This window comes from Micromonospora sp. S-DT3-3-22 (assembly GCF_015354745.1).
GTDB classification, from domain to species: domain Bacteria; phylum Actinomycetota; class Actinomycetes; order Mycobacteriales; family Micromonosporaceae; genus Micromonospora; species Micromonospora wenchangensis.
This window is the reverse complement of the sequence record NZ_JACGMO010000235.1, coordinates 1-4,104: the sequence shown is the minus strand read 5'-3', so window position 1 is coordinate 4,104 and position 4,104 is coordinate 1. Positions and strand designations below refer to the sequence as shown.

Annotated in this window: 3 protein-coding genes and 2 pseudogenes; 1 reads left to right on the top strand and 4 read right to left on the bottom strand. The window is 74.5% G+C overall.

Going from position 1 to position 4,104, the window contains the following annotated elements; all coding sequences use genetic code 11:
• Positions 1-1,473: pseudogene (locus tag H1A17_RS33610) on the top strand (hypothetical protein); the annotation flags it as partial.
• A gap of 359 nt (positions 1,474-1,832) precedes the next feature.
• Here the strand turns inward: H1A17_RS33610 and H1A17_RS33605 are convergent.
• The 4 genes and pseudogenes from H1A17_RS33605 to H1A17_RS33590 all read right to left on the bottom strand — a co-directional run.
• Positions 1,833-2,426 (bottom strand): ATP/GTP-binding protein, encoded by a 594-nt coding sequence (locus H1A17_RS33605; RefSeq protein ID WP_088643912.1) that lies wholly within the window; start codon positions 2,424-2,426, stop codon positions 1,833-1,835.
• Position 2,427: 1 nt separating this feature from the next.
• Positions 2,428-2,805: a DUF742 domain-containing protein gene (locus H1A17_RS33600; RefSeq protein ID WP_088643989.1), complete on the bottom strand. Its 378-nt coding sequence runs from the start codon at positions 2,803-2,805 to the stop codon at positions 2,428-2,430.
• A gap of 93 nt (positions 2,806-2,898) precedes the next feature.
• Complete coding sequence (locus H1A17_RS33595; RefSeq protein ID WP_067304724.1) at positions 2,899-3,303, bottom strand: roadblock/LC7 domain-containing protein; 405 nt, start codon at positions 3,301-3,303, stop codon at positions 2,899-2,901.
• Positions 3,300-4,104: pseudogene (locus H1A17_RS33590) on the bottom strand (ATPase); the annotation flags it as partial. The pseudogene H1A17_RS33590 and the gene H1A17_RS33595, both read right to left, overlap by 4 nt.

The window sequence follows — 4,104 nt, the reverse complement described above, 5'->3', positions numbered from 1 at the left end:
CCGCCGGTGGCGCCCGCCCCGATCACCCCACCGCCGGTGGCCCCGGCACCGGTCACCCCGGCCGCCGCGGCCGGCCTGCCGACCTCGGCGCCGCCCGCGCGTACCGACCCGGGGATGCCCGTGGTCCGTCGCGGGTCGGACGCGCCGACCGCCATGATGCCGCCGATCCGTCGCGGGGTGGACGCGCCGACGAACCGGCCGGTCTCGGCCCCGCCGCCGCCTCCGCCGGGGATCACCCCGATCGCTCCGGCGCAGCGCGGCACCGTGCCACCCGCCGAGGCGGGTGAGCCGTTCCGGCCGACGCTGACCACCGCCGCGATCAACAACGCCCGCGCCGAGCGGCAGCGCACCGTGATCCCGCCCCGGCCGAAGACCACCGGCGCGCTCTCCACCCCCACCGGCGGATTCAGCGCCACCGACCTGAACGTCCCGGTGCCGGTCAGCCGGCCCGAGCCGGAGCAGCCCACCGCCCCGCCCGGGTCGCGGGCGAACTGGCCGCTGGTCAACAACCCGGAGGACCCGTCCGACAGCTCCGCCAACAACCCGGTGGTGCCGGCGTACGGCGAGCGGGCCGGCCGGTCGGCCGACGCCCCCACCGACGCGGGTGCCGGCCGCCGGATCACCCCGCCGTGGCTCGCCGACGACCTGCCGCAGGAGCCGCCGATGCTGCGGCTGGTGGAGCCGCCGCCGCTGGCCGACCGGGCCCTGCGGGACGGGCTGGACTCCCCCGCCGACCCGCACCTGGACACCCCGCCGCTGCGGCTGGTGGACCGGGACGAGGCCGGCCGGGCCGGGCGACCCCACCGGGCGGAGCAACTGGACCGCCCCACCCGGGCCGAGCGGCCGGGTCGGCTGGACCGTCCCGTTGACCGCCCCGACCGGCTGGACCGCACTGACCGCCCGGAACGTCTGGACCGGGCGGAGCGGCTCGACCGGGTCGAGCGGCCGGCACGCGGCGACCGGCCGGCCCTGGAGCGGCGACCGGAACCGGTCGAGCGCCGTCCCGCGCCGATGGAGCACCGCCCGCCGCCGGTCTCCGACGAGGGCGACGGCGACCTGCTGATCTTCGCCCAGGCGAAGTCGGCATGGTTCGTCGGGCACGGCGACGAGAGCGACCTGGAGTGGTCGTCCACCGCGGACACCGGTTGGCAGGCCGCCGAGAAGGTGGCGCAGCCGGCCGTCGGCGCGGAAACCTCCGCCGGGCTGCCCAAGCGGGTCCCGCAGGCCAACCTGGTGCCCGGTTCGCCGCTGCGCGAGGAGCGTCCGCTGCGGATCGTCCGGGACGCGGCGAGCCTCGCCGAGAACACCACAGGCTACTTCCGGGGTTGGCGTCGCGGCCAGGAGATCGGCGGTTTCGCCGTCGGCGGCCGGCCCGGCCGGGAGGCGGCCGGCGGCTGGGACTTCAGCCGGGACCCGACCGAGCGGGACGACGACCGGGAGTACGAGTTCCGCTCCGCCGGCTACCGCTCCTGACCCTCTGACAGCTCACCGCTGGCCCGACCGGTTCATCCGGTCGGGCCAGCGCCGTTGTGCGGACCGGAACGCACCTGCCCTACCTCGGGCACCGCCTCAGGTCGTTGACCCGCCAGCGGCCCGCAGGGCGGCGCGCGGACACGACCGCCGCAGACCTTCCCCCACCCGGGTAGGCCCACGCCATCCGGGCACGGCCCCAGGCATCCCCAGCCACCCGGACATGCCAGCTTCGCGGGATCAGGGGCAGGGGGCGGAGGGCCGGGGCGGAGTGCCGCCGACGGGCTTCCGGCGTACCGGGTCGGGAAACGCGTACGCGCCCGGTCGCGGCCGGAGCCGCCACCGGGCGCGTACGGAGTCGGTCAGGCCGGCGCGACCGCGCGCGAACGACGCATCGTCAGCACGTACTCGACCAACGAGATCAGCACGTGCTTGGTCGACTCCCGGTTACGGGCGTCGCAGGCGACCACCGGCACGTCGGTCGAGATCGCCAGCGCGTCCCGGACGTCCTGCGGGTCGTGGTACTGCATCCCGTCGAAGCAGTTGATCGCCACCAGGTACGGCAGCCGCCGGTGCTCGAAGAAGTCGATCGCCGCGAAGCAGTCGGCCAACCGGCGGGTGTCGACGAGCACCACGGCACCGATGGCGCCCCGGACCAGTTCGTCCCACATGAACCAGAACCGCGTCTGACCGGGCGTACCGAACAGGTACAGGATCAGATCCCGGTCGATCGAGATACGGCCGAAGTCCATCGCCACGGTGGTCGTCGTCTTGCCCGGCACCTGCCGGGTGTCGTCGACGCCCACACCGGCCGAGGTCATGATGGCCTCGGTGGTCAGCGGCGTGATCTCCGAGACCGAGCCGACCAGCGTCGTCTTGCCGACGCCGAACCCACCGGCGATAACGATCTTCGCCGACGTCACGCGCCCGTTCGGGGCAGGCGGCCGCTGCGACATGTCAGAGCCTGCGAAGTCCACTCAGCACCCTCTCCAGCAGTTCAGTGCCCACCGCGTCGTCCGAGTCGTCCAAGATGGTCGGCTCGTGGACCGCGACCAGGCCGTCCGTCGCCATGTCGGCGATGAGCACCCGGGCCACGCCGAGCGGAAGCTGCATCCGCGCCGCGATCTCGGCGAGCGACTGCACACGTCCGTCACACAGCGCGGCGATGTACTGGTGCTCCCGGCCCTGACCGCCGTTGCCACCGGCAGCAGCGCGACCGCGCACCGTCGTCTCGACGAGCGCCTCCAGGGCGATGTCGAGCCGGGGACGGGTACGACCGCGGGTCACGGCGTACGGCCGGACCAACGCACCTGTCGGTTCGTCACGATCGACCATGTCGCCGCTCACCTCCTTCGTCCCCGGCACCGGCTCTCACCCGGTGGAACCCGTCGTTCTTGTCGTCCCGTGCCGACCAGGCGGTCAGCCCGGTCAGCCCATCATCCCGACAGCCGTACGGGCCTGCGGCGTGAGCGCGTCGCCGACCCGGTCGACCAGCAGCGCCATCTCGTACCCGACCTGACCGACGTCGCAACTGCGCGCGGCCAGGACGGCGAACGACGACCCGTCCGAGATGGACATCAGGAACAGGAAACCGTTGTCCATCTCGACGACGGTCTGCAACACCGCGCCGCCCTCGAAGCAGCGGGCCGCCCCCTGGGTCAGGCTGACCAGGCCGGACGCGATCGCGGCCAGCTGGTCGGCCCGGTCCCGGGGCAGGTCACGCGACGAAGCGAGGAGCAGGCCGTCGGCGGAGACCGCGACCGCGTGCGCGACACCCGGCACCCGGTCGGCGAAGTTGGCCAGCAGCCAACCCAGATCCTGCGTAGTTGTCATCCTTCTTGCTCCTTCTGCCCGCTCCCGCCCGCCGGGCCGGAGCCAGACGACGAGGATTGCTGCCCGCCCGGAGTCGCGTCCGGGTTGGTGGGGTTGTCCGAGGTGGTCCGGCCGCGTTGCACACCTCGATGGTAGGCCGAGAGCAGACCCCTGACCGCTTCCGGCGTCCGCCGCTGCACCGACGTGGTCGGCTTCTCGATCGCCCCCGGCACGAGCTGCGCCATCGGCGTCCGCTTCGGCAGGCCGGTCTGGGTGGTGCCGGCCACCGGTGCCTCGGTCGCGGCCACCGCCGCCCGCCAACCGTCGTCGGCGGCGGTCTGCCAACCGGTGGACTGCGGGGCGGAGCGACGGGTCGCCGGGCCGTCACCGCGACCGGGGAGGCCCCCGTTCACTGTCGGTCCGTTGTCACGCGGCACGCCCCCGGCCGGCGCAGTGTCTGCCATCGGTGCGCTACCTGTCGTCCCTGGTGCGGTGTACTGGGCCGGGTGACCGGCGGTGTCGACGGCCGCATGGGTGGCCGTCGTGCCGTTGGCCGCCTGCTTGGCGCCGGCCGCGTCCTCGGGGCCGGGCTTACGGGTACGGAACCAGGCCGACTCCAGCTCCCGGAAGATCGGCAGCTCCATCGTCTCGTCCGCGTACCGCTGCTGGGGAACCTGCTGCGGTGCCGACGGCCGGTTGGCCGGCGTCGCCTGGGCGGCCCGCACCGGCGGCGCGGGCTGCCGGGTGACCGGCGCTGCCGGCTCGGCGCGCGGCACCCGGGGCAGCTCGGTGGTCATGTCCAGCGCGGCGGCGAGCCGCTCG

What these genes read in the sequence shown, in the direction of transcription:
- H1A17_RS33605 (WP_088643912.1), bottom strand. Translation starts at nt 2,426, where the DNA reads ATGTCGCAGCGGCCGCCTGCCCCGAACGGGCGCGTGACGTCGGCGAAG.
- H1A17_RS33600 (WP_088643989.1), bottom strand. Translation starts at nt 2,805, where the DNA reads ATGGTCGATCGTGACGAACCGACAGGTGCGTTGGTCCGGCCGTACGCC.
- H1A17_RS33595 (WP_067304724.1), bottom strand. Translation starts at nt 3,303, where the DNA reads ATGACAACTACGCAGGATCTGGGTTGGCTGCTGGCCAACTTCGCCGAC.